Raw genomic sequence first — 25,425 nt, forward strand, 5'->3', positions numbered from 1 at the left:
AGCGGTGGGGCGATGCAAGACAGGGGCCACCAATACCCCCTATGAACAGCATCTGCCGGCCGCACCCCGAGACGAGCAACATGGTTTTCGGCAGCCGATAACCTCGGACACTCGCACGATCTCAGGAGCACCAACATGGATGCAGTCACGTTTCCCAACGGCCCGATCACCATGGCGGGCACCCTCTTCCTCCCGGCCGACTTTGACGCCGAGCAGAAGTACGCGGCACTGGTCACGGTCCATCCCGGCGGTGGGGTGAAGGAACAGACCGCCGGGTTGTATGCGAGCAAGCTCGCCGACGAAGGTTTCGTCACCCTGGCGTTCGACGCGTCGTTCCAGGGTGAGAGCGGCGGCGAACCGCATCACCTCGAAGACCCCTACGCCCGGGTGGAGGATGTGCGTGCGGCGGTCGACTATCTGCAGTCGCTCGACTATGTCGATGCCGATCGCATCGGGGTGGTCGGCATCTGCGCTGGCGGCGGGTACGCGGTGAACGCGGCTCTGACCGACCACCGCATCAACGCGGTCGCGACCGTGAGCGCACTGAACATCGGAACGGCGTGGCGGCAGGGCTGGTTCGGGTTGGACCAGGATTCGGCTGCGGTTCCCATGCTCGACCAGGTGGCACAACAGCGCACCGCGGAGGCCGGCGGTGCCGAGGTGGTCATCGCGCCGTACGTGCCGGCCGAGCCGGATGCTGACACGCCGTACGACCTCGTGCAGGCTGCCGACTACTATCTGACGCCCCGTGCCCAGCATCCCAACGCACAGAACAAGTATCTGCTGTCGGCGAGCATCCCCCGCATCATGGGGTTCGATGCGTTCAACCTCGTCGAGGACCTGTTCACCAAGCCGGTGATCATGGTCGCCGGAAGCGAGGCGGGTTCGCTCTGGCACTCGACCGAACTGCACGCGAAGCTCAACAGCACCAAGAAGCTGGTCGTCGTCGATGGTGGTACCCACATGGACTTCTACGATGTCCCGAAGTACGTGGATCGCGCGGTCAGTGAGATCAAGCCGTTCCTCGATGAGCATCTGGCGGCGAAGTGACCGAACAGCCGTCCGCGGCACAGCGACTCGTCGGTGGGATCACGCCGAAGCTGGCCGATCTCACCGACGAGGTCCTGTTCGGCGACGTCTGGGCGCGCGCGGAGTTGTCGCCGCGCGATCGCAGTCTGATCACCGTCGCCGCACTGGTCACCCAGTACCGTCCGGATCAACTGCGCTCGCATTTGAATCGCGCACTCGACAACGGGGTCTCCGTCGCCGAGCTGATCGAGATCGTCACGCACCTCGCGTTCTACGCGGGCTGGCCCAGCGCGGTGAGCGCGGCGGTTATCCTGCAGGAGGTCATCGCGGCACGCGACTGACCGGTTGGCGCAGAAGGGATTTCTTCGTGACAGATCCGGCACTCTTCCATCGAACGCCCGACGACGGCCGAGAGGTGCTGGTTCCCCAACCACTCGCCGAGAGTGGTTGGGGATCGGGTCATATGCGTGGTATCGCCACAAGTGGCGCGCTGGCAGTCGCTGTCGAACAGGCCCTGCTGAGCGTTGGTCACGATGAATTACGACCGGTCCGTTAGACATTGGAACTGTTTCGGGTGGCCCGAATGCTACCGACGGTCGATCTACGGCAGCACGGACACGGAGTCTGAGCTGCCAAACCGCCGCCGGAGGTGTGAGGAGCGCACGAGGCGTTCCCCTTCCGCCGCCTGAGGTGCGAGGAGCGCTAGCGACGAGCCTCGAAGGCCGTGGTGACTTCTCTATGTTCCCTCACCAGGACCCTTCGAGGCTCGCTTCGCTCGCACCTCAGGGAGCGGTGGGGGCCGGCTTCGCTCGCACCTCAGGACGGCGGTGGGGGCTCGCTTCGCTCGCAACCCACCGCCGTCGGACCGGATCAGGGGGTGAGTGGGAGGAGAAGATCGTCGACGACGTTGCCGCTATGCTCGAGTTCGAGAGCGTGTTTGACGATCGATTCCTGGACCTCGATGCTCAGCGGGATCACCGAATACGGAACACACATGCGGAACTTGTCGATGAAGTCCTGCTCGCTGAACGGATTGTCGGGATGGCCCTTGACGTAGACGTGTTCGGTATCGATCGTCCGACCGTCGCGGAGAGTGGTGTGTACGCGTGCACCCCAATCTGACACCGCAGGAACCTCTTCCGCGGTGATCCGGGTCATCAGCTCTCGGACGTCGTCGCGCGACCGTGACTCGGTGCTGTAGGAGTCGAGGAACACGTGGCCGTCGACCGCGGCGGTCGCCACCGCGTAGGGGAGGCTGAACTGGCACTCGGGCACCGTGTGCGGGTCCCACTTGCGATCGACCGGTTCACATACCGCGCGCCACCCCGACGTCGACACCTCGATGTGAATCTTCTCGATATCGGTGGCGTTGAAGTCATGATCGCGCATCTGCTCGATGATCCCGTCGATCGACGAGTGCGAGAAATAGCATGCGCTATAGCCTTTGGTGGTGATCCGGGTCATCTCCCACTGCTCGCCGAGGTCGCGAGTCAGTGCGTCCGGATCGGTCTCCCACTGCGCGGTGCGGAGGAAACCGTTGGGGCCCAGCAGCACCGACTGCCGGGGACCGGTGATGCCCTTCTGTGCGAGAAGGCATGCGGTGATCGCCGACTGGCACACCAACCCGTGATGCACACGCACCATCAGGGTGGCCGGCGCATAGATGCCCATGGTGTGCGGCTGGGTCATGGTGCGGGCGATGCCCAGGGCGTTCTCCAGTTCGTCCTGGGTGAGTCCGATGAGCTTTCCGACCGCGGCAACCGCACCGAAGATGTAGTGCCCGCCGCAGTCGTTCGACTTCACCGCAGTGCTGATGACCTTGTAGGCCGATCCGATGCGGATCAAGATTTCCTGGCCGACGACGAGGGCGGCGAGAAACTCCCTACCGCTCACCGATTCCCTGAGTCCGGTGGCGGCGAGCAGGCTCGCAACGATGTACTCGCTGATGTGGCCGGCCTCCTCGTGCAGGTCGCCACAGTCCATGGCGCGCGGCATCGGGCCGATGGCGAGCGCCGCCTCGGCAGCCGGGACCCGGCCGCCATAGAACGGCAGCGGTGTCTGCTCGACGCCGCCCTTCGTCTTTACCAGTTCGACGATTTCGGGGATGCCATCCATCCCCGACCCGCCGATCATCACGCCCACGGCATCGAGCAGGGTGTGCTTGGCGTGGGTAACGACTTCGTCGGGCAGGTCGTCGTAGGTCGTCTCCAGTGCCATCCGGCACAGCGTTGCCATCGGGTCTTCGGAGTTCTGAATGGTGAACGCGGTCATAGGATGTCGTTTCTCGTCTCAGTTCAGGATCCGGCCCGCGTCGACCCGGAGGTCGAGGCCGGCGACGTAGCGGGCATCGTCGGACGCGAGATAGGCGACAGCGCCCGCGATGTCCTCGGGTTCGATCCAGGCGACCGTCGGAACGGCCGGGCCGAGGACCGCTGCCCCTATGGTGTGGTACCCGTCACGCCTGTGGTACCCGGTTTCTCGGTCAGCGAGAAGGCGACTACTTCACCTCGGTTGCGCGGCGAAGACGTTGTTTGAGGAGGGCGACCTCGGGGTCGGCGACGTGCCGCGCGGCGCCGGCCCGGACCGCGCGCGCAATGCCGCGGGCGGTGGTGTGCAACGCGGGAAGCAGGTCCGTCGGCACACCGACGTCGTACGGCTTGGTCACCGAGAGCGCAGCGAGCGCGGAGCCGTCCTCGCGCAGGATGGGCACGGCGATGCCGGTGGAGTCGGGGTACATCCAGCGCGGGATGATCGCGTGACCGACTCGTCGGGTGTCGTCGACGATGCGCCGCAAGTCGGCCCGATCGACGACGGTGTGCGCGGTGAATCGGGTGATCTTGCCGGCGTCAAGGATCTCTTCGCGGATCGCGAGCGGGGCGAATGCGACCAGCACGATTCCGGGAGAGGAGACAAGTGCCGGCAGTCGCACTCCGGGCTGGGTCACGTTGGTGGCGCTCGGACCTCGAGGAGTGAGGGTCTCCACGTTGACCACGTCGTTGCGATCGAGTACCGACAACAAGGTGGGTTCGCCCACCACGGCCAGCAGATCCTCGAGGAACGGGAGGGCGATGTCGCGCAGCGTCAGCACGGGGGTCGAGCGTGCCGTGATCTCCCACAGGCGTATGCCGATCCGGAGCGTGAAGTCGTTGTCGCGCTGCAGCATTCCCGTGCGGACGAGGTCGTTGACGATCCGGTGCGTCGACGGCATGGGAATGCCGGTGGCGCGTGCCACCCCCGATGCGGTCAGAGGACTCCCGGAGGTCTTGACGGCCTCGAGGACGTCGATTACCCGATCGATCATCGATTCGTTGCGCGCCGTCATCGTCACCGCCCATATTTCACCCAGAAGCTAGACGCATGATAATGCACTATGTATTATTTTGGAATGGTCGCAACCAACGAAACCGCCTTGTCGCCCGTGGTCGAACCCGCCGCCGATGTGCTTAGTCAACTCCTCGACGAGCGGTGGAGTTGCCGGGCCTTCGAATCCCGGCAACTCCCACGCGAGCTCATCGAACGCCTGTTGACCACTGCGCAACGGTCGGCCTCGTGGTGCAACACCCAGCCGTGGCAGGTCATCGTGACCTCCGGCGATGCCACCGAGCGCCTTCGCACCGCGCTCGGCGAGCACGTGCGCAACAATCCGGGCCAATCGTTCGACTTCCCCGCCCCTGCGGAGTACACGGGCGTCTATCGCGACCGCCGGCGGGAGAGCGGCTGGCAACTCTACGAGGCGGTCGGTGTGGCGCGTGGTGATCGTGAGGCGTCGGCGCGACAGGCCTTCGAGAATTTCCGATTCTTCGGCGCCCCCCACGTCGCGCTCATCACCACAGATGCCGAGCAGGGCACCTACGGGGCCGTCGACGCCGGTCTCTACGTCGCCACCTTCCTGCTCGTTGCACGGAGCCTGGGCATCGCGACCATTCCGCAGGCCGCGCTGGCGGGCCAGTCGGACTTCTTCCGCGAGTACTTCCAGATCCCAGACGACCGTAAAGTATTGGTGGGCATCTCCTTTGGCTATGCCGATGAAGCACATCCGGCCAACAGCTACCGCACCTCGCGTGCGCCATTGGAGCAAGTGGTGACCTGGGTCGACTGAGGGTTACTCGTAGCAACTCCCTAACGGGGTTTGGCGTCGTTAGCCTCGTTCTATGACCTGGAACACACAACAACTCGACCGCATCGGCGGCAGCGAAGAGCTGCACATCACCAGCTACCGCCGAGACGGTTCGCTCCGCAAATGGACTCCCATCTGGGTCGTTCGCGTCGACGACGACCTCTACATCCGATCGGCCTACGGTGCCGACGGCGCGTGGTATCGCCACGCCACCGCCGGCACCGCCCGCGTCCAGGTCGGCGATCTCGAATCTGACGCGACGCTGGAAAAGGTGAACGACGAGCAGACCAACGACCGGGTCGCTGACGCCTATCGGGCGAAGTATCACAATCAGCCGGGCGCGTTGAAACCCATGCTCGACGTCCCGTCCGCAGCATCGACGGTCCGTCTTGTTGCGTTGTCATCGTGACGAACTTGTCTCTTTGACAATAACTTCACCCTGATCGCAGATCGCCGTCGAAGGATTTCAAGACCATCCGTTGACTCCGCATAATATATTAAGTACTGTGATGGCAGTCATAGGGAACGGCAGCCCGTGGCATAGCGAACAGCACGGGTCGCGATCCGCGCCCTCGAACCTCAGATCATCGATCACCCGAAGAATCCCGAGAAAGCAGGAATGTCATGAGTGGAGAGCACCTCACCGTCCAGTCGCGCATCGTCGTCTCCGGTGTCGACGCCGACGGCAAGTCGACCATCGTCTCCGATTCCGACAGCGTCGTCCGCACCGCACAGCCGGGCTTCACCGTGAACGAGCTGTGGCAGATCGACAGCCTGCCGGCCAAGGTCAACAGCGAGTCGACCGTCGGCACCGAACCGGTCCTCGATCCGCCGAACGGTGGTCTCGTGGTCCGGATCGCGGTGTTCCCGCCGGACAGTGAGTTCGACGCCGACGCCTACGCCGCGTCGCTGGACGCTTTCCACGGTTCGGACTCGCACGGAGGTGCCGGCGATGAGCAGGCCGCGGTGTGGCACGAGACCGACACCGTCGACGTGGTCACCATCATCGAGGGCGAACTGTATGCGGTCACCGAGACCGGCGAGACCCTTCTGAAGCCGGGTGACACGTTCGTCACCCGCGGCGTCAAGCACATCTGGAGCAATCGCACCGAGAAGCCGGTCACGCTCGTCGCGACCATGGTGAGCGGCGCGCGCTGAGCGCGGGCACGACAGAAGGAGCAGAGCAATGCGCGGAGTGGTCTTCAAGGGCGACCGTGAACTCGAGGTCACCGACTTTCCCGACCCGACACCCGGACCCGACGACGTGGTCATCGAGATCAAGGCCTCCGGCCTGTGCGGCAGCGACCTGAAGTTCTACCGCGATCCACCCGGCGCGGCACTGAAGGCGCTGGGATTCAAGGACTTCGCGTCGCGTGGGATGGACGAGAACCCGGCCATCATCGCCGGCCACGAACCGTGCGGTGTGGTCGCCGAGATCGGCTCGAACGTCAATCCGCAGAGCTTCACGCCGGGCGACCGCGTCATGGTCTTCCACTACGACGGCTGCGGCTACTGCGACCTGTGCCGCACCGGCTGGACGCAGATGTGTGAACAGGGTGCCACCATCTACGGCGCCACCGCACACGGTGGCCACGCCACCTACATGGTGGTGCCGGCCCGCACTCTGGTCCACATGCCCGAGGGCATCTCCTTCTCGGCCGGCGCCGCCATCGCTTGCGGCACCGGAACCGCGTTCGGCGCGCTCAAGCGGGCCGATGTGACCGGCCGCGACACCGTCGCCGTGTTCGGCCTCGGTCCCATCGGGCAGTCGACCATTCAGTTCGCCACCGCCATGGGCGCCGAGGTGATCGCCGTCGACATCGCCGCCGACCGCGTGGCCGCCGCCAAGGAACTCGGTGCGCACCACGTCATCGACTCCAGCGTCTCTGATCCCATCGAGGCGATCCGCGAGATCACCGGTGGCAAGGGCGCGTCGGTGGCCATCGAAACCTCTGGTGCGCCCGTCGCCCGCGCCGCGGCCACCCGCGCGCTCGGCGTCTGGGGCCGGATCGCACTCGTCGGCCTCGGCGGCAACATCGACCTCGACGTGTCGCCGGACATCGTGATCAAGCAGATCTCGATCATCGGCTCCTACACCTTCTCCAACGTGGGGATGGGGGAGTGCGCCCGCTTCGTCGCCGCGCACGACATCGACGTCGACGCGGTATTCACCGACCGCTGGAACATCGAAGATGCCGATCAGGCCTACAAGGAGTTCGACAAGCAGACGCGCGGCAAGGCCGTCATCGAGTTCTGACGAACCGTGGCGCTGGCGCAGCGACGCGGAAACAATGTGTGTGGCAAGGAGAATGTCATGGTGTGGCAAGGCAACTACGACAAGCTGTTCATCGGCGGCAAATGGGTCGATCCCGAATCCGCCGAGACCTTCGCGGTGATCTCGCCGTCGACCGAGGAGGTCATTGCGCGGGTGCCGCAGGGCACCACCGCAGACGTCGACAAGGCGGTTGCCGCAGCGCGGGCGGCATTCGACCAGGGGCCGTGGCCGCGGATGCCGCTGGACGAGCGAATCGCGGTGCTGCGCAAGCTGAGTGCGAAGCTCGAGGAGAAACAGGACGTCGCCGCCGAACTGGTGAGCGCCGAGATGGGGTGCCCCATCACGTTGTCCACCAAGATGCAGTCGATCGGTCCGCGGCTTCTCCTCGACAGCTTCATCGAGCTTGCCCCGCAGTACAACTGGAGCGATATCCGGCGGTCGGCCACCGGCAACGCCCTGGTGACACGGGAACCGGTCGGGGTGGTCGCGGCGGTCGTGCCGTGGAACGCGCCGCTGCTGATCACCATGATCAAGCTGGCACCGGCGCTGCTCGCCGGCTGCACGATGATCATCAAGCCGACCCCGCAGACACCCCTGGACGCCTATTTCCTCGCCGATCTGCTCGCCGAGGTCGGTCTGCCCGACGGTGTGGTCAACGTGGTACCCGCCGACCGCGATGTCAGCGAGTACCTCGTCCGGCACCGCGGCGTCGACAAGGTGTCGTTCACCGGTTCCACCGCGGCCGGCCGACGCATCGGCGCGATCTGTGGCGAGGATCTGCGACGCTGCACACTTGAGCTGGGTGGCAAGTCGGCGGCGGTGCTGCTCGACGACGCCGACCTGGACCTGGCGATTCCGTCGATCCGGGCGCTCTCGCTGCGCAACACCGGTCAGGTGTGCAGCAACAAGACACGCATCGTCGTTGCCGCCTCGCGTCGCGACGAACTGCTCGACCGGCTCGTCGACATGATCGGTTCGATGCCCGTGGGCGATCCGTTCGACCCGGCCACCGAGATCGGTCCGGTCGCGAGCGCCGTACAACGCGATCGCGTCGAGGACTACGTCGGTGACGCCAAGGCCGCCGGGCTCAAACTCCTCGTCGGCGGCGGCCGGCCGGCCGGCCTCGACCGCGGTTTCTACGTCGAACCGACCATCTTCGCCGATGTCGACCCGAACGCGAAGATCGCCCAGGAAGAGGTGTTCGGTCCGGTACTGACCGTGCACACCTTCGGCGACGAGAACGAGGCGATCGACATCGCCAACAACTCCGAATACGGGCTCAACGGTTCGGTATTCACCGCCGACCCCGAACATGCACTCGCCTTCGCCCGCAATATCCGCACCGGGACAGTCGAACTGAACGGCAGCGGCGTCGGCTTCCACGCGCCGATCGGCGGCTTCAAGCACAGCGGCATCGGTCGCGAAGCCGGACTTGAGGGCTTCGACGCGTACGTCGAACTCAAGTCCTACGGACTGCCGGCCGATCTGCTGGCGAAGCTCTCTTGACCTCACCATAAGCTTGTAGGAGAACACTTTTCATGACCTCCATCGAAGAAGCCGTCGCCAAGCTCGTCGTTGACCTCGACTACGACCAGCTGACCCCCGAAGCGCTCGATGGCACTCGTCGACTCATGCAGGATCAGCTCGGCCTGCAGGTCGGCTGCGCCACCCTGCCGTGGAGTCAGGCCGTCGCCGACCTGACCCGGCGCACCCACGCGCCGGGTACCGCACGGGTCGCGCTGTCCGGTGAGGCGATGAGCGCCGGCGACGCCGCGTTCGTCAACGCGACCTTCGGCCACAGCTTCGAGTACGATGACGCGCACTCGGCCAGCCTCAGCCACCCCGGCAGCGCGGTCATCTCGGCGGCGCTGGCCGTCGGCGAGGAGATGGGCGCCACCATGCGGGAGGTGATCGAGGGCATCGTCGCCGGCTACGAGGTCTACACCCGCATCGGCACGCTCGCCTCCCCAGACCTGCTGCGCCGCGGGTTCCATCCGCATGCGGTGCTCTCCCCGTTCGGCACCGCCGCCGTGGTGGCGAAGATGCGTGGCTTCGACCTACCGACCACCGTCGACGCACTCGCGATCGCCTTCAGCCACTGCGCCGGCACCACCGAGTACACCTCGTCGGGCGGCTCGATCAAACGCGTGCACTCGGGCATCGGCGCCCGCAACGGCATCCGCGCCGCGGAGATGGCCGAGGCCGGTATCACCGGACCGAGCCGATTCCTGTCCGGCGCCAAGGGCTTCTTCCAGACCTTCGTCGTCAAGGACCACAAACCCGAAGACGCCGAGCGGTTTTCCCTGACGAAGCCGTACGAGATCGCCGACCCGCTGTTCAAGCCGTACTGCTGCTGCGGGTTCAACCACGCCTTCATCGACGGCGCACGCCAACTTCGTGCTCGCGCCGCGGACATCGACCACGTCGACCTCGGCATCCGGGAGAGCGGCGACGTCGTCGTCGGCAACAGCAACGTGAATGCGTATGCACCGCAACAGATCGAGCACCTGCAGTACAGCCTTCCGTTCCAGTTCGCGCTGTCGACGCTGGGTAAGGGCAACGGCTACGAGACCCACCGGCAGTACATGGCGGGCACCCTGGATCTTGGGCCCGAGGGCGAGATCGCCCAACTGGCCCAACGGCTTCGCATCCATGTTGCCCCCGAGCTCGACCGGAACTATCCCACCAAGATGGTCGCCGACATCACCGCGACCTTCACCGACGGGTCCACCGAGCACATCTTCGTCGAGGACTCGATCGGATCGGCACCCAACCCGATGTCGCAGGAGGATTCGGACGCCAAGTTCCGTGACCTCGCCACGACCAACCTCGGGGCGGCGCAGACCGAGGCGTTGCTGGCGGCGATCAAGAACACCGATCCGTCGGTAAAGGCTGCGGATCTGGTGGCGTTGCTCGTGGCGAACTAGACTCAGGGGTCACGACGGAGCGGAAGGGAGAGTGGGATGCTCGACCTGCCCTCCGACATCCTGGGGATCGTCGCCGACGCGGGTGATCTGCTGGACGACGACGTCGAGAGGCTGCTGACCGAGCAGCCTCTCGAGGCGTTGTGGGATCTGATCACTGGCCGCATTCAGCGCGACGCCGTCGTCGGCGCGGATGCGGACCGGATGGCCGCGATGCTCGGACTCCTCACTCGGATCCGAGCAGCCGAGTCGTCGTGGACGCAAGCCCGGCTGGCCGACCGGTCGCAGGCGTTGACGCGCATCCGTGCAGCCCTGGACGAGGTCTCCTCGGCGGGCTCGGTCGACGAACTGCTGACGCTCTCGCCCAGCGCTGCATGCGCGCTCGGATTCGATCGCGCACTGGTGTCCACCGTCGACACCTCATGGCAACTGCACACGATGTGTGTCGTCCGCGATCAGCGCTGGGCCGACGAGATCGTCGCCGTCGGACGCGACGATCCGCCTGTGCTCGATCGAACCCTGGTGGAGAACGACACCGTCGTCAGCGTTGCACCGACCCTCGTCGACCACGTCCAGGAAAATCCGCGCGTCAACCGGGCATTGGCCGAGGTCACCAAGTCGTCGTCGTACGGGATCGCACCACTGCTCGTCGACGGTGAGGTCGTCGGACTGTTGCATGCCGACTGCTACCACCAGAAACGGTCGTTCACGCCCGAGGATCAGTCCATGCTGTCCACCTTCGCCGCCGGAGTCAGCCAAAGCCTCGCACGCGTCACGCTGCTCGACGGGGTGGCCGCTTTGCGATCTCACCTCGACGGGGTGACGCAATGGCAGGCGCCCGCCCGGAGAGCCGCTGCCTCGGTGACCGCAGGCCGCCATGACGACTCGATTCTCACCCGGCGCGAGGCGCAGATCATGCGGTTGATGGCCGACGGTGACGGCAACGCCAAGATCGCCCGCCGACTGGTCATCTCCGAGGGCACCGTCAAGACCCATGTCACCCGCATCCTGCGCAAACTCGAGGTCACCAATCGTGCCGAAGCGGTGGCGGTCTGGCTGCGGGCCGATCAGCGCCACTGACTCGAAGCCGAAGGTCTTACAAAAGTCATACCTGCGGCAGATGTCGCCATCACTGACGCACGGCAGAGTGACCTGTGACACAAAAAGGTTGGGACGCACCATGATCGCCCAACTGCCCGTCACAGGAAGGCGCAGCTATGACACAGGTCGAACGACCGGCCGACTGGGTGGTCGGCATCGATGTCGGGGGTACATTCACCGACATCATCGGACTGAACCGGGAGACCGGGGAAGTCCGCGACGGCAAAGTCCTCTCGACCGTCGAACAGGAAGTCGGCGTCCTCGACGCGCTGACGGCCATCGACGTCGACGTCCCCGACGTCGCCGAGATCGTGCACGGACACACCGTCGGCATCAACGCACTGCTCAGCCGCACCGGGAAGCGGACCGCGCTGCTGGCCACCGGCGGGCATCGCGACCTGCTCGACATCGGCCGGATGCACCGCGAGTTCGGTGAACGCTTCTACGATCCGACCTGGCGACGTCCCCATCAGGAACGACCGATAGTGGAGCGCGAGCTGCGATTCGGGGTGCCGGAGCGTCTACGCTACGACGGCACCGAGATCCTGGCGCTCGACGAGCACGCCGTCCGTGACGCCGCGCGGGAACTGGTAGCCGACGGCGCCGAATCGGTGGCGATCTGCTTGGTCAACTCGTATGCGAATCCCGCCAACGAGCAGCGCGCCGCCGAGATCGTCGCCGAGGAGATCCCCGGCGCGTACATCCAGACCTCGGCGCTGTATCCGGTCACACGCGAGCACGAACGCACCGCGACAGTCGCGCTCGACGCCTATGTCGGGCCCAGCGTCGTCGGCTATCTCGACCGGTTGATGGGCCGACTGACCGCCGACGGCTACCGCGGCACGTTGTGGATCATGATGATGAACGGGGGCGTCGCCACCTTCCGTGACGCGGCCAAGGCGCCGGTGTTCCAACTGGTCTCCGGCCCGGTCGGCGGAGTGAGTGGCAGCATCAAACTCGCGGCCGAGAGCAGCAACCCGAATCTCCTGACCATCGACGTCGGCGGCACCAGCACCGACGTGGCCGCGATCCGAAATGCCAAGACTCCGTTGACCGATACCTGGACACTCGAGACGGGGCTCACGCTCACGATGCCGCTCGTCGACGTGGAGAGCATCGGATCGGGTGCCGGCAGCATCATCGCCCCGAACGCACTGGGCAGTGTCGCGGTCGGCCCGGCGTCGGCCGGATCGAACCCCGGTCCGGTGTGCTACCAGCGTGGTGGCACCGAGCCGACGCTGACCGACGCCTGCGCCGCACTCGGCATCCTCCAGCCCGACCTGTTCGCCAACGGCGCCATCCGACTCGACGTCGAGAGTGCGCGAACAGCATTGGCGCAGAGCGGAAAACAGTGGAACTTCTCCGACGCCGAGCTCGCGGCGGCGGCGTATGAGATCGCGTGCCAGGACATCGCCGCCAAAGTCCGCACCATCTCGGTCTACCGCGGGTTCAACCTGTCGGAGTTCGCGCTGCAGCCGTCCGGGTCCGCCGGACCCATGCTCGCCGACCGGGTCGCGCAGATCCTCGGCCTCGATCGAGTCATCGTGCCGCGCAGCCCCGGCCAGTTCTCCGCGCTGGGCCTGCTTCGCAGCGACCTGATGGTCACCCGGGCGCAATCGATCATGACGCCGCTCGCGGCGGCCGAGGCAACTGCCATCGAGAAGGCGTTCGTCGAACTCGAAGACCGCATCCGCGATGACCTGATCGACCAGGGTGTCGACGTCGGTGGACTCCGCTTTGAACGGGCGATCTTCGCCATGTACCGGGGCCAGACATGGGACAACCGTCTGGCCATCGAGGGGCCGGTGACCGCCGACGGTGTGACACCACTGGTCGACCGCTTCCACGACTTCTACCGCGAGTCATACGGATTCGCCGCCACCGAGATCCCGGTCGTGGTCTCGACCGTCGAGGTGACCGCGATCATCGGGCGGGAACAGTCCGCCATCTCGACCACCGTCGAGGACGGCGACCCGCTGCTGCGCACCGCACCCGTGATGGTGCCGGGCACCGACACGACCACCGAGATCCCGGTGTACGTGCGGGAACGGATGCGTGCACACCAACCCGTCGCCGGCCCCGCCCTGGTCACCGAAAAGTTCGCCACCACCCTCGTCCTTCCCGACCGTCACGCCTATGTCGACGACGACGGCAACCTCATCGTCGAATCGCCCGCGACAGGAGCATCAAAATGACCCTCACCACCCCGCCCGACATCAGCACCGACGACACCACCACCGACGTGCAACTCGACATCCTGCGCTACGGACTCATCGAAGTCGGACGCGAAATGCTCGACTCGCTGATGCGCAGCGCGTTCTCGCCGGTCTGCCGCGACATCCTCGACTGCACGGTGGTGATCCACATGCGCACCGACGAAGGATGGGAGGCCGCGGCCCTGTGGGAAGGCTGCATGCAGCATGCCTTCGTGGCCCCGCACATCGCGAACTTCGTCATGGACGACTGGGATGTCGACCAGATGCAACCCGGCGACGTCATCTTCACCAACGATCCGTGGCGCGGCTCGCTGCACCAGGCCGACGTCAACCTGTTCCGCCCGGTGTTCGTCGACGGGCGGGTGGAATTCCTGCTGCAGTCGACCTCACACCTGGTGGATCTGGGCGGACCGATTCCCGGCGGCTTCTCCAACGGCGCGCAGACGCACTTCGAGGAGCAGCTGAAGCTGCCGCCGACGATGTTGTACGCCAACGACATCCCAGTTCGTTCCACGTTCAACTTCCTGCTGGAGAACAACCGGGTCCCGCATCTCGTCCTCGGCGACCTGCGTGCCCTGCACGGCTGCCTCGTCGTCGGTGAGCGACAGCTGCAAGAACTGATCAGCCGTGGTGGCCTCGATCAGGTGCGTGCCGCCGGCCGGTACGCGATCGACGCCACCGAGGCGAGCATGCGACGCGGCATCGCGGCCATCCCCGACGGCGACTACACCGCCGAGGACTTCCTCGACGAGGACGGCGTCACCGACGAACAGATCCCGGTCCACGTCACCGTCCGGGTCCGCGGTGACTCGATGGAGATCGACTTCTCCGGTTCCGGACGACAGCCACTCGGCAACTGCGGCACCGCATGGTGCGAAGCGGGACGGTGCATCGAGGCCGTCAAACTGATGGTCGACCCGTCGACGCCGGTCAACAGCGGCACCCTGCGCCCGATCGACGTGCTGCTGCCCGCCGGCAGTGTGGTGCAGGTGCTACCGCCGTCGAGCTGCTCCAGCCACGCCGACATCGGGCCGCGGGCGATCAACGTCGTCACCCAGGCACTGAGCCAGGCCACCGAGGAATCGTTCGCTCCCGACACCGGAACCGCACTCTACGTCGGATTCAGCGGAATCGACTCGCGTCCCGGACACGAGGGAACTCCCTGGGGCGCATACGGACTCGGCGGTGGCGGCTGGGGCGGAACGTGGAAGGAGGACGGCGTCTCGTTCTGCGTCACGCCGATCGGCAACTGCCGGACCTCGGTGCAGGAACACGTCGAGATCGAGAGTCCGCTCGTCGTGGTGCAACACGAGATCGTCGCCGACACCGCCGGAGCCGGTGAGTTCCGCGGCGGCCTCGGCTCGGTGTATTCGATTCTCGCCGAATCGGACACGCTGATCACCGTCGTCGCCGATCGGCTCCGTCGCGGTGCGCCGGGCGCGAAGGGCGGTGGTGCCGGTGCACCGGCCTACGGGTGGTACATCCCGGATTTCGACCTCGCCCATCATGGCGATCCGCTGAATCTGCACGGCGCCGAACCACTCTTCGGCATGTTCGACGAACAGGGCCGCCCCGACCCGGTCCACGGCGAGTTCGGCCGCGGAGCACGCTACCGCACCGGCAAGTTCTCCAACATGCTGGTCAAGGCCGGCGACGCGATCCGCTTCCTCATCGGCGGAGGCGGCGGCTGGGGCGACCCGCTACAGCGCGACGTCGACCGGGTGACCGCCGACGTCCGGTCCGGACTCGTGACCGTCGAGCACGCCCGTCTGGCCTACGGCGTCGTGATCGTCGACGGCGCTGTCGATGTCGACGCCACGACACTCGAACGCGCCCGCCTCGCCGCCGAACGTGCCTCGGGCACATGGGAAATACCCGTGGCGATCCCCCATACCTGGACCATCTGAACGAAAGGCAATCCCATGGCAGTCGACCGACTCCTGTTCCCCCGCCCCGACACCGACCGCGTGTACGTCGTGAAGACCCCCGTCGACGGCACCTGCGAGGCATGTGGGGCAACCGATCTCGCCCGTCACCCGGTGGCCAACTACCTGGGGCCGCGCATGGTCATCAAGTGCCAGCAGTGCTTTCACCACGCATCGGTGACTCGCCCGGAGCCCGAAGACAATTGGCCCGCCTGGCGGTCACCGGCGCACGACTGGCCGGCATCCCGCGTCGGCTGAGGAAGGTATCGCCCATGTCAACCACATTGCTCGACGACAAGGTCGTGCTCATCACCGGCGCGGCCGGTGGCATCGGCCGGGCCACCGCGACCCTCGCGGCCGCCGAAGGCGCGAGCCTACTGCTCTCCGATCTGTCCGCCGACGGATTGGCCGACACCGTCGATCACGTTCGCGCACAAGGCGGGAACGTGATCGGCGTCGCCGCCGACCTGACCGTGCGGGCCGACGTCGACGCGCTGGTCGCCGCGGCCGTCGACCACTACGGTCGACTCGACGGCGCATTCAACAACGCCGGCGTCAGCGGTGGCCAGATCGGCCAGGGTGACCGGCGCGTCGGTGAGTGGGACGAACACAAGTTCGATCTCGCCATCGCCGTCAACCTGAAGGCCACCTGGCTGTGTCTGCGCGCCGAACTGTCGCAGATGGAAGCCCAGGGCGGCGGTGCGATCGTCAACACCGCGTCCCTGGCCGGCCTCACCGGCTTCAAGCGGACCGCTGGGTACTCGGCAGGAAAGCACGGCGTCATCGGACTCACCAAAACCGCTGCGCTCGAATACGGTCCGGCCATCCGGATCTACGCCGTGTGCCCCGGCTACACCGACACCGCACTGATGGCCGAGGCCAAGCGGCTGCTGGGGGACTCGCTGTACACGCGAATCCCGGCCGGACGACTCGCCCAACCCGACGACATCGCGCAGATGGCGTGCTGGCTGCTCTCCGATCGTGCCTCCTACGCCAGCGGCGGCGAGTTCGTCGTCGACGGCGGCTACCTGGCCGGCTGACACACCACCGAGGAGGATCAACCATGACCACAACACATGCCCCCGCGGAATGTTTCATCGACGGACGGTGGGTGGCGGGCGCCGGCGAGCCCGTCGTCACCGTCAGCCCCAGCACCTCCGCCGTGATCGCGGAGTCGCCGTCGGCTGACCCGGCGCAGGTCGAGGCGGCGGTCACATCGGCACGCCGTGCCTTCGACGGCGGCGAATGGAGCCGACTGTCGTCCGCCGACCGAGGCCGACTTCTCCACCGATTCGCCGATCTGCTGGAGAAGAACCGTGATTCGCTCGTCCGGTTGGCCGCAGCAGAGCTGGGAACACCGATATCGACCGGCCCCACCCTGCACGTCGACCTGCCCGGCACCTTCTTCCGGTGGTTCGCCGACGCCGCCATCCGTGGACCGCGGGACGGCCTGGAACAACCGATGCCGCTACACCACGACCCGATCACCACCAGCGGCATGCTGGTGCGCGAACCGATCGGAGTGGTCGCCGCCATCGTCGCCTACAACGTGCCCGTCATGATGTGCGCGTACAAGCTCGGTGGCGCGCTGGCGGCCGGCTGCTCGACGGTGCTCGTCAGCTCGCCGCGGTCGGTATTGCTGACCGCCGCGGTGGTCAAACTGTTCGAAGAGGCAGGCTTCCCCAGGGGTGCGGTCAATTTCGTGTACGGCCCACCGGACGTGACCGCCGGCGTCGCCGGATCGCCGGACGTCGACATGGTGACGTTCACCGGATCTCCCGGGGTCGGCAGCAAGATCCTCGAGCTCGCGGCACCCAACCTCACCAAGGTCGTCCTCGAACTGGGCGGCAAGTCACCCAACATCGTGCTGCCCGGCACTGACATGACCAAGGCCGTCCCCGCGTCGGCGCTGCGCTTCACGCGCAACAGTGGACAGGCGTGCGGGGCTACCACGAGAACCTTTGTCCCACAGCAGGACCTGGACGAATACATCGAACGATCAGCGGAGTTCCTGCAGACCCTCACGGTCGGCGATCCGTTCGAACCCGATACAGTGCTCGGGCCGTTGATCACCGGTGAGCACCGGGACCGCGTCGAGGGGGTGTTGTCGCGGGCCGTTGCCGCGGGTGCCCGCCTACCGGTTGGCGGCGGCCGACCCACGGGTCTCGACGACGGCTACTTCCTCGAGGCGACCCTGGTCACGGGCGTACCCAACGCCGCTGAAGTGGCGCAAGAAGAACTGTTCGCACCGGTCGGCGTCATCATGCCGTACACCGATCTCGACGAGACGGTACGGCTGGCCAACGACGTCCGATACGCCCTCAACGCCAACGTCTGGGGGCCGACGCCGGACGCCATCAACTTCGGTCGGCGACTGCGGTCGGGCACCGTGACCATCAACGGTGGCGGCGGGATGCGTGCCGACGCACCGTGGGGCGGCCCCGGCCACAGCGGTATCGGCCGCGAGGGCGGCGAGGAGGGCTTCCGCGAGTTCTTCGAGGTCAAATACGTGCAGTGGCCGCTGTGATCTGTTGCGGCCAGGTTGAATTCATAAACGGAAAGGGTTGTGGGTATGTCGACCATCGTTGAGCGACTGGCCGAGTTCGCCGCGAACATACGATTGGAGGCGTTGCCGGACAGTGTGGTTGCGGAATCGAAGCGAGTTCTTCTCGATTCCCTTGGGTGTGCCGTGGCGTCCCTTGAGGACGCGGCCTCGCAGCGCGGTGTCGAGTACGGCGTTCAACTCGGTGGCGAGAACGGGCCGGCGACGATTCTGGGTACGGGCCGTACGTCGTCGGTCGGCGGCGCCGCATTCGCGAACGCGGAGTTGATCAATGGGCTCGACCAGGACGCGGTGCTGCCTCCCGGTCACGTCACGCCGTATGTCCTGCCCGGCGCCCTGGCCAATGCCGAGGCACTCGGCGCGTCGGGTGCGCGACTGCTCACCGCGATCGCGGTGGCGCACGAGATGTCCTATCGCATCGGTCAGGCGACGGATTATCTACGCGACATCCGCGATGGTGTCGTGACCATTCCAAAAATCATCGGCTACAGCAGCACGCTGTTCGGCGGGGCTGCGGCGAACGGTGTGGTCAAGGGGTTCTTGACGGAGACGATGGCCGATGCGCTGGGCATCATGGGGTCGACCATGCCGACGAACACACAGCGAGCCTGGATGATGCACGCCCCGTCGACCACCATCAAGTACCAGCTCCCCGGCGCCATGGCGCTGTCCACGGTCACCGCCGCGGCGATGGCAGAGTTGGGCCACACCGGAGACCGCGCCATTCTCGACGATCGGGAGTTCGGCTTTCCCCGCTTCATCGGCACCGCACGGTGGGAGCCGGCACCGATCACCGCGGAGCTGGGGGAGCAGTGGACGTTCCCGCAATATCAGGCGTTCAAGCCCTACCCGCATTGCCGCGTGATGCACGGCCTGTTCGATGCGCTGATCGAGATCGTGACCGAGCACGACATCAGACCCGGCGAGATCGAGTCGATCGATGCCTGGGGCGAAAGTTTTGTGATGCAACCGGTGTGGGTCAACGAGGACATCCGAAACCCGCGCGATGCGCAATTCTCGATGACCCACGGTCTGGCGCTCGCCGCGCATCGGCTGCCGCCCGGCAAGGGGTGGCAGACCATGGACGCCATCCACGATCGCTCGGTACTGGACCTGATGGCGCGATCGACCTTCCACGCCCATCCCGACTTCGCCGAGGCGCTCGCCGCCGATCCGTCGGCCCGCACCACCCGCCTCGAACTCCGAGCGCACGGACAGTCGTTCGTGGGCGAGCGCCAGTACCCGAAGGGGGTCCTCTCGCCGAACCCTGACACGTACATGACCGACGAGGAGTTGATCGCGAAGTTCCGACACAACGTCGATGGAATGCTGGCCGACGACGACATCGACCACGTCATCGACGCGGTCTTCGATCTCGAGCAGGTCGACGACGTCAGCGTAGTTCTCGGGCGGATGCGCGTGGCGGCGATCCGCTCGTAGTCATCGAATGCTGCTATGAGGTGTCATTCTCCCTTGAGCGGAGCGCTCCGGAGGATCATGGTTTCGATGATGACGGCGAAGGCGCTCGGCTGGGGAGCGTCTCGAATACGACCGTTTGTAGGACACTCCGGATTCGAAACGCTGACTCGGCCAGCCGTCCCGAAACTCATGTTCGTAGTCAATCGTCACAACTCGGAGTGCCGGTGAGTACCGGGTAACTCCTCCCGGGGAGAGTGGTGTCGGCGCCAAACATGTTGCTGTGACGCGAAACATGTTGCTGTCGGCGGGAGTCCTTACTTGCCGCGTTCGGTGACGGCGACGAGTGCGAGATGACAGTCCGCCGTCCAGCAGATAGGTCTGCCGCGCTGATCCTTCGTGCGTCCGAGTACGCCGGCATTCGCGAGTTCGGTGAGCGCTCGGTGGGCGGCCTGGGGTGACGCGGATAATTGCGCGCTGACAGACTCGGCGGTGAGCACCGGATCGGAGGCGAGCGTGTCGAGAATGCGCAACAGGACGGCATCGCGTCGTGGCGCCGCAGGATTGACGCGGCGTCCGCGGCGGTACGCTACCAGCCGGTCATAGATCTCGCGGTCGAGATCAGTGACATCGTCGGCGAGCTTCACCGCACTGCCCGCAGCTTTCTCGACGGCACGGGCGAATCCGATCACCCAGTCATCGAGCGCCGGCGGGTCGGCGCGGTAGGCGGTGAGTCCGGCGATGTAGGAGTCGGTGTCGTCGGCGAAGACGGCGCTGATCGGGATGAGAACGTTCCGCAACACGTCGGCCCTGCGCAGGATCGTATGGATCAGCGCGCGCCCGGTTCGGCCATTGCCATCGATAAATGGATGGATCGTTTCGAATTGTGCGTGCGCGATCGCCGCCCTGACCACCGGGTTTCCGCGGGTGTCCGTGACAAAGCGCGCCAGGTCACCCACCAGACGCGGCACCTCGGTCTCCGGCGGCGGGACGAAGGCCGCTCGCAACGGCGACCAGCCAGGTCCGCCGCCCCAGTTCTGCTCCCGCCGAAGCCCCCGTTCCAGTCGAGGCTCGATGATGTGTTGGAGGTCCACGATGTCGTCGGTCGTGATCGTCCGCGCATGCTCGGCCATAGCTCGAGCAGCACTCTTGCCAATCGATTATAGATAATATATTCTTCAGTGACCGAGGTCATAACACACAGGAGTTGAACATGCAGCACAAGCCACTCGACGGGATTCGCATCCTTGAGATCGGTGGATACATCGCGCTCCCGTTCGGCACCTCGATGCTCTGCTCGCTGGGAGCCGAGGTCGTCAAGGTGGAGAAGCCCGAGGTGGGCGAGGACTTTCGTCGGCTGCAGAACGACCAGAGCCCCTACTTCCGGCAGTACAACGCCGGCAAGCGCAGCCTCGCGGTGGACCTGAAGAAGCCCGAGGGCGTTGCTCTGGTGAAGGCGCTGATCCCGCACTTCGACGTCGTGCTGGAGAACCTGCGGCCCGGCAAGGCCGATGCCCTCGGCCTGGGTTTGGAGGATTGCCGGGCGCTGCGTCCCGACATCGTCTACGGCTCGGTCACCGGGTTCGGTGAGGGTGGCCCCCTGGCGAATCGTCCCGCCTACGACACCATCGGCCATGCCTTCGGCGGCCTGTACTCGATCTTCGGCGACGCCGGGCATCCGCAGCTCGCCGGTGGTCTGTCCGCCGATCTGGTGACCGGACTCTCGACCGCGACCGGCGTGCTCGCCGCGCTCGTCGGACGCCTGAAGACCGGCGAGAGTCAGCATGTGCAGACCTCGATCATGGAGGCGGTCAGCACGTTGACGACCGACTCGATCACCCAGGCCTTCGAACTCGGCAAGGACCCCGACCGGCAGAGCCGGCACCCACAGGCGCAGAACTTCTGCGTGGAGACCTCCACCGGAGAGTTCATGGCCGTGCACCTGTCGTCGTCGCAGAAGTTCTGGCACGCCTTGTGTGTCGCGATGGAGCGGCCGGATCTGACCGAGGACCCTCGGTTCGCGATCTACCGGCCGCGTGAGGCCAACTACTTCGAGCTCGTCAAGATCGTCGAAGCAGAGTTTGCCACCCGTTCATACGCCGAGTGGGAGAAGCGGCTCACCGAACACGACGTACCGTTCGCTCCGGTCCTCACCGTCACCGGCTACCTCGAGAGCGAGCAGGTGAAATGGCTGGAACTGGCCGACGTCCAGCCCGACGGCCTGGCACTGATGCGGCCGCCCTGGCGCTTCGACGGGGAACGGCCCGAGCGTAATCCGCGGGCACCGCGGGTCGGCGCGGACAGCCGCGACGTCGCCCGCGAGGTCTACTCCGAGGAGACCATCGACGAACTCGTCGCATCCGGCGTGCTCGACGACGACAGCTCGCAATCCTGATCCTGCCGAAGCCTTTCCCACACAGCGTGATCTGACCATTCCCACGAAGGAGAAACCGTGAATCCCTACCGTTCCATGCTGTTCGTCCCCGGCCACAAACCCAGCTGGGCCGACAAGGGCATCGCGTCGGGCGCCGACGCGGTGATCCTCGACCTCGAGGACTCGGTACCCGTCGCCGACAAGGACGAGGCACGCGTCACGGTCGCCGCCACCATCGACCGCCTGCATAGCGACGGCATCCGCGCCGACGTGTGGGTTCGTCCCAACAGCAAGAGCAGCGGCATCCAGGCGCAAGATCTCGAGACCGTCGTCCGCCCCGGACTGGCGGGCCTGTTCCTGCCCAAGGTGTTCGACGCAGAGGAGATCGTCCGCATCGACGCGGTGGTCACCCACCTCGAAGAGGTGCGCGGCCTCGAACCCGGCACCGTCGGCCTGATCGTCAGCTACGAGACCGCTGTGTCGATGGCGCACTGCGAAGAGATCGCCGCGGCCAGCCCGCGCGTCTCGAGCCTGCTCGGCGCCACCGGCCCCAGCGCTGACGTCGGCCGCGAACTGGGCTTCGAGTTCACCCCCGGCGGCCTCGAAACCCTGTATCTGCGCAGCCGAATCGTCCTGGCTGCGCGTGCCGCGGGCCTCCACCATCCGGTCGCCGGCGTCTGGCAGGACATCAAGGACCTCGACGGTATGCGGACGTTCTGCCTGGACAACCGGCAGCTCGGCTACCGCGGCATGGTGTGCATCCACCCGTCGCACATCGCCATCTCCAACGAGGTGTTCACCCCCGAACCCGAACTGGTCGACCGCTACCGCCGGATGATCGACGCCTTCCGCGAGGCCGAGGCAAACGGTAGTGCGGCAGTCGATTTCGAGGGACAGCACATCGACATCGCGCACGTGAAGACCGCCGAAGGCGTCATCGCGCTTGCCGATGCGGTGGGCGCGAACGCGTAGCGCGACCCCTTTTACCATCCTCTAAAGCACAATATTTTCCTGAAAGGACACCCATCATGCCCGGTCTGTATTTCGAAGAGTTCGAGCCCGGTCAGGTCATCGAGCACGAGGTGCGACGCACCGTCACCGAGACCGACAACGTGCTGTTCTCGACGATGACCCTCAACATGGCGCCGCTGCACCTGGATGCCGAGTACTCCAAGAACTCCATCCACGGACAGCGCCTGATGAACAGCCTGTTCGTCCACGGCTTGGTCTGCGGCATCTCGATGCACGAGACCACCTACGGAACCACCCTGGGCAACCTGGGCTTCCAGGAGACCAAGTTCCCCAAGCCGGTGTTCCACGGCGACACCATCCGCGTGCGCACCGAGATCATCGCGGTCCGCGAATCCAAGAGCCGCGACGACTCCGGCATCGTCACCTTCCGGCACCAGGGCATCAACCAGCGTGACGAGGTCGTCTGTGATACCACCCGCGTCGGCCTGATGATCAAGAAATCCAGCCTGGCGCAGGCACAGCCGGCCTGACCGGCCCCCGACCGCAACGAGTGGAGTGATTCCGACATGGCAGACACCCAGGTGTTATCCACCGACATCGCCTGGACCCCGGACGACGCGATCAAGAAACGCAGCCGGCTGCTGGCCGCACTGCGCAAGTGGGGCTTCGCCGACGACCGCGCGGGATTCGAAGAGTTGAACAGGAAGGCGATCGCCGACCCGGACTGGTTCTGGCGGGCCGCTGCGGCGGACCTCGACGTCGAGTTCGCCACCGACTTCACCGCGGCGCTCGACGAATCCGCTGGCAAACAATTCCCGCAGTGGTTCACCGGTGGTCAGATCAACGTCGCCACGCTGTGCGCACACCGCCACGCCACCGGCACATACGCCGACAAGACCGCGGTGGTCTACGAGGGCGACGGCGGCCAGCGACGCACGCTGACCTTCGCCGAACTCGACACGCAGGTGCGGCGTTTCGCTGCCAACCTCGCCGGACTCGGTGTCGGCCGCGGTGACCGCGTGGCACTCTTCATGCCGGTCGTCCCCGAAGCCGTGGTCGCGTTCCTCGCCATCGCACAGCTCGGCGCGATCACCGTGCCGACGTTCAGCGGCTACGCCGCCGACGCCCTGGCCACCCGGCTGCAGGACTCGGATGCGGTCGCGCTGATCACTGCCGACGGCACCACCCGCCGCGGCAAGCAGATCGACATGAAGTCCACCGCGGATGCGGCCGTGGCCGATTCACCGTCGGTGCGTTCGGTCGTCGTCATCCGGCATCTCGGTGCCGACGTGCCGATGCAGTCCGGCCGCGACGTCTACTACGACGAACTGCCCGCCAACCCGGCACCGGTGGAGACGGTGGCGACCGACGCCAACGACCCGCTGTGCATCGTCTACACCTCCGGCACCACCGGGCGTCCCAAGGGAATCGTCCACTCGCACGGGGGATTCGCGCTCAAGACAGCCATCGACTTCGCCTACGGATTCGACGTGCACGACGACGACGTGGTCTGCTGGATCACCGACCTCGGCTGGCTCGTCGGCCCGATGCTGATGACCGGTCCGCTGCAGCTCGGCGCGACGATTGTGATGATCGAGGGTTTGCCGACCTATCCGTCGCCGACCCGCATGTGGGATGTGGTCAACCGCAATGGCGTCACCGTCCAGGGAATCGCACCCACCGCGGCCCGCGCCCTGCGGGCGGCCGGCGACGAGGCCATCGTCGACGTCCCGACACTGAAATCCTTTGTCTCCACCGGCGAAGCCTGGGATGACCCCACCTGGTGGTGGCTGTTCGACGACTTCGGCGGCAAGCGCCGCGCGATCATCAACTACAGCGGCGGAACCGAAGTGGGTGGCGGACTCCTGGTCGGCTACCCGTGCTTCCCGGCAGCGGCCGCAGCCTTCAACGGGCCGCTGCCCGGCATCGACACCGCGGTGCTTGACGACAACGGCGAGGCGGTGGTCGGCGAGATCGGCGAACTGGCCGTCCGCAATACCTTCCCCGGGATGACACACAGCTTCTGGGGTGACCACGACCGCTACCTGGCCACCTACTGGCAGCGGTTCGACGGGGTGTGGATTCACGGCGACCTTGCCAGCGTGGACGCCGAGGGTATGTGGCGCATCCACGGACGCTCCGACGACACGCTCAAGCTGTCCGGACGACGCGTCGGCCCCGCCGAGATCGAAACCGCGGTGCTGCGTGATCCGCGGGTCGCCGAGGTGGCCGTCATCGGAGTACCCGACGAGATGCGCGGCCAGCGTGCAGTCGCATTCGTGGTGCTCAAGTCCGACGCCGAGCATGCCGACCTGGAGGCCACGGCAGCGACCAACGCGGGCAAATCCTTTGCGCCCGCCGTCGTCGTGGTGCCGACCCTGCCGAAAACCAAGAACGGCAAGATCATGCGACGCGCGATCCGCGCCCGTTACCTCGGGCAGTCAGCCGGCGACATGTCGTCGCTCGATCCGGCCACCCCACTCGAAGACATCCCGACCCAATCGAATTGAGGA

At 66.0% G+C, this 25,425-nt stretch carries 23 protein-coding genes; 19 read left to right on the forward strand and 4 right to left on the reverse strand.

What is annotated here, in order from left to right:
- The first annotated feature begins 135 nt into the window (after positions 1–135).
- Together GORHZ_RS22135 and GORHZ_RS22140 are read left to right on the forward strand one after the other, a co-directional pair.
- Entirely contained in the window at positions 136–1,050 is a 915-nt protein-coding gene (locus tag GORHZ_RS22135; protein WP_006337114.1) for an alpha/beta hydrolase, read from the forward strand.
- A complete protein-coding gene (locus tag GORHZ_RS22140) occupies positions 1,047–1,370 on the forward strand; it encodes a carboxymuconolactone decarboxylase family protein (RefSeq protein WP_006337121.1) in 324 nt (107 codons plus the stop codon). The genes GORHZ_RS22135 and GORHZ_RS22140 overlap by 4 nt, the downstream gene beginning before the upstream one ends.
- Positions 1,371–1,899: 529 nt before the next feature.
- On the opposite strand, the gene GORHZ_RS22145 is transcribed toward GORHZ_RS22140, so the two are convergent.
- The 3 genes from GORHZ_RS22145 to GORHZ_RS22150 are packed head-to-tail and all read right to left on the reverse strand — an operon-like array spanning position 1,900 to position 4,351.
- Positions 1,900–3,300, reverse strand: coding sequence for an MmgE/PrpD family protein (locus GORHZ_RS22145; protein ID WP_006337122.1), 1,401 nt, complete (start codon positions 3,298–3,300; stop codon positions 1,900–1,902).
- Positions 3,301–3,318: 18 nt separating this feature from the next.
- Complete coding sequence (locus GORHZ_RS30285) at positions 3,319–3,471, reverse strand: SDR family oxidoreductase (RefSeq protein ID WP_083877404.1); 153 nt, start codon at positions 3,469–3,471, stop codon at positions 3,319–3,321.
- 55 nt (positions 3,472–3,526) lie between these two features.
- Positions 3,527–4,351, reverse strand: coding sequence for an IclR family transcriptional regulator (locus tag GORHZ_RS22150; RefSeq protein ID WP_006337134.1), 825 nt, complete (start codon positions 4,349–4,351; stop codon positions 3,527–3,529).
- Positions 4,352–4,414: 63 nt separating this feature from the next.
- On the opposite strand from GORHZ_RS22150, the gene GORHZ_RS22155 reads away from it, so the two are divergent.
- From GORHZ_RS22155 to GORHZ_RS22215, 13 genes are all read left to right on the forward strand, one after another.
- Complete coding sequence (locus GORHZ_RS22155) at positions 4,415–5,128, forward strand: nitroreductase (protein ID WP_006337147.1); 714 nt, start codon at positions 4,415–4,417, stop codon at positions 5,126–5,128.
- 52 nt (positions 5,129–5,180) lie between these two features.
- Positions 5,181–5,555: a DUF2255 family protein gene (locus GORHZ_RS22160; protein WP_006337149.1), complete on the forward strand. Its 375-nt coding sequence runs from the start codon at positions 5,181–5,183 to the stop codon at positions 5,553–5,555.
- Between the two features lie 215 nt (positions 5,556–5,770).
- Positions 5,771–6,304: a cupin domain-containing protein gene (locus GORHZ_RS22165; RefSeq protein WP_006337151.1), complete on the forward strand. Its 534-nt coding sequence runs from the start codon at positions 5,771–5,773 to the stop codon at positions 6,302–6,304.
- Between the two features lie 28 nt (positions 6,305–6,332).
- The gene (locus GORHZ_RS22170) at positions 6,333–7,403 is read left to right on the forward strand and encodes a zinc-dependent alcohol dehydrogenase family protein (protein ID WP_006337153.1); all 1,071 of its coding nucleotides are present in this window, start codon (positions 6,333–6,335) and stop codon (positions 7,401–7,403) included.
- A 57-nt stretch (positions 7,404–7,460) separates the two neighbouring features.
- A complete protein-coding gene (locus tag GORHZ_RS22175; protein ID WP_006337155.1) occupies positions 7,461–8,927 on the forward strand; it encodes an aldehyde dehydrogenase in 1,467 nt (488 codons plus the stop codon).
- A 32-nt stretch (positions 8,928–8,959) separates the two neighbouring features.
- The gene (locus tag GORHZ_RS22180; RefSeq protein WP_006337157.1) at positions 8,960–10,348 is read left to right on the forward strand and encodes an MmgE/PrpD family protein; all 1,389 of its coding nucleotides are present in this window, start codon (positions 8,960–8,962) and stop codon (positions 10,346–10,348) included.
- 36 nt (positions 10,349–10,384) lie between these two features.
- Positions 10,385–11,425 carry a LuxR C-terminal-related transcriptional regulator gene (locus GORHZ_RS22185; RefSeq protein WP_006337160.1) on the forward strand — a complete coding sequence of 347 codons (1,041 nt, stop codon included), beginning with the start codon at positions 10,385–10,387 and terminating at the stop codon, positions 11,423–11,425.
- A gap of 137 nt (positions 11,426–11,562) precedes the next feature.
- On the forward strand, positions 11,563–13,641 hold the full coding sequence (locus GORHZ_RS22190; protein WP_006337167.1) for a hydantoinase/oxoprolinase family protein: 2,079 nt from the start codon (positions 11,563–11,565) through the stop codon (positions 13,639–13,641).
- On the forward strand, positions 13,638–15,569 hold the full coding sequence (locus GORHZ_RS22195; RefSeq protein ID WP_006337169.1) for a hydantoinase B/oxoprolinase family protein: 1,932 nt from the start codon (positions 13,638–13,640) through the stop codon (positions 15,567–15,569). Before GORHZ_RS22190 ends, GORHZ_RS22195 begins: the two co-directional genes overlap by 4 nt.
- 15 nt (positions 15,570–15,584) lie before the next feature.
- Complete coding sequence (locus GORHZ_RS22200; RefSeq protein WP_006337171.1) at positions 15,585–15,845, forward strand: hypothetical protein; 261 nt, start codon at positions 15,585–15,587, stop codon at positions 15,843–15,845.
- 14 nt (positions 15,846–15,859) lie between these two features.
- The gene (locus GORHZ_RS22205) at positions 15,860–16,627 is read left to right on the forward strand and encodes an SDR family NAD(P)-dependent oxidoreductase (RefSeq protein ID WP_006337173.1); all 768 of its coding nucleotides are present in this window, start codon (positions 15,860–15,862) and stop codon (positions 16,625–16,627) included.
- 23 nt (positions 16,628–16,650) lie between these two features.
- Positions 16,651–18,114 carry an aldehyde dehydrogenase family protein gene (locus tag GORHZ_RS22210; RefSeq protein WP_006337175.1) on the forward strand — a complete coding sequence of 488 codons (1,464 nt, stop codon included), beginning with the start codon at positions 16,651–16,653 and terminating at the stop codon, positions 18,112–18,114.
- A gap of 45 nt (positions 18,115–18,159) precedes the next feature.
- Positions 18,160–19,590, forward strand: a complete 1,431-nt coding sequence (locus GORHZ_RS22215; RefSeq protein WP_040532997.1) for an MmgE/PrpD family protein — start codon at positions 18,160–18,162, stop codon at positions 19,588–19,590.
- A gap of 293 nt (positions 19,591–19,883) precedes the next feature.
- On the opposite strand, the gene GORHZ_RS22220 is transcribed toward GORHZ_RS22215, so the two are convergent.
- Positions 19,884–20,699, reverse strand: coding sequence for a Fic family protein (locus GORHZ_RS22220; protein WP_006337178.1), 816 nt, complete (start codon positions 20,697–20,699; stop codon positions 19,884–19,886).
- Between the two features lie 80 nt (positions 20,700–20,779).
- Here GORHZ_RS22220 and GORHZ_RS22225 point away from each other — a divergent pair, with 80 nt between their 5' ends.
- The 4 genes from GORHZ_RS22225 to GORHZ_RS22240 are packed head-to-tail and all read left to right on the forward strand — an operon-like array spanning position 20,780 to position 25,422.
- A complete protein-coding gene (locus GORHZ_RS22225; RefSeq protein WP_006337180.1) occupies positions 20,780–21,961 on the forward strand; it encodes a CaiB/BaiF CoA transferase family protein in 1,182 nt (393 codons plus the stop codon).
- Between the two features lie 57 nt (positions 21,962–22,018).
- A complete protein-coding gene (locus GORHZ_RS22230; RefSeq protein ID WP_006337182.1) occupies positions 22,019–22,912 on the forward strand; it encodes an HpcH/HpaI aldolase/citrate lyase family protein in 894 nt (297 codons plus the stop codon).
- A 56-nt stretch (positions 22,913–22,968) separates the two neighbouring features.
- On the forward strand, positions 22,969–23,442 hold the full coding sequence (locus GORHZ_RS22235) for a MaoC family dehydratase (protein WP_006337185.1): 474 nt from the start codon (positions 22,969–22,971) through the stop codon (positions 23,440–23,442).
- Positions 23,443–23,478: 36 nt separating this feature from the next.
- The gene (locus tag GORHZ_RS22240; RefSeq protein ID WP_006337186.1) at positions 23,479–25,422 is read left to right on the forward strand and encodes an AMP-binding protein; all 1,944 of its coding nucleotides are present in this window, start codon (positions 23,479–23,481) and stop codon (positions 25,420–25,422) included.
- Positions 25,423–25,425: the final 3 nt, after the last annotated feature.

The sequence above is a fragment of the Gordonia rhizosphera NBRC 16068 genome, assembly GCF_000298195.1.
Classification (GTDB): Bacteria; Actinomycetota; Actinomycetes; order Mycobacteriales; family Mycobacteriaceae; genus Gordonia; species Gordonia rhizosphera.